General features: G+C 68.4%; 1 protein-coding gene. It reads right to left on the bottom strand.

The features are described 5' to 3' along the window. The coding region (locus MOV75_RS41580; protein ID WP_247008693.1) for an amidase family protein at positions 1-507 on the bottom strand (507 nt) is incomplete at both ends.

The following is a 507-nucleotide window of genomic DNA, read 5'->3' as shown; positions in this document are numbered from 1 at the left end:
CATCGACGCCGGCGGTGGCCGCGCTGTGTGCGGCGAGTGCCGGGCCGCGCCAGCGCATCGCCTCCAGATAGGTGATGGCGGGAACGGTGAGACCGTTCTGAAGCCGCATCAGGACCTGCGGGCCATAATCCTGCGGACGCTCGATCATCCAGCGCTTGTGGAAGGCGGCAGCTTCGGCGGCGAGCACGAGCTGGCTCGCAGAGGACAATTGCCGCTGGTCCGGCAGCTCGACCGTCACAATGTCGGCGCCCTCGCGCTTCAGCACCGCGATGGTCTCGTCCAGCACGCGCGCCACCTCGCTGTCGAGATCGTCGACATAGAAGGACGCGGGCACGCCGATCTTGAGGCCCTTCAGCGAGCCCTTGGTCGCAGCGACATAGTCCGACAGCGGCTCATGGCTGCAGGTCGAATCCGCGGGGTCCGCACCGGCCATCAGCGCCAGCAGCAGCGCGCAGTCCTCGGCGGTCCGTGCGAGCGGGCCGACGGTATCGAGCGATTGCGACAGCG

Origin of the sequence: Bradyrhizobium sp. PRIMUS42 (assembly GCF_023006515.1) — a bacterium.
In the GTDB taxonomy this organism is placed as follows: domain Bacteria; phylum Pseudomonadota; class Alphaproteobacteria; order Rhizobiales; family Xanthobacteraceae; genus Bradyrhizobium.
This window is presented reverse-complemented; position numbering and strand designations above follow the sequence as displayed.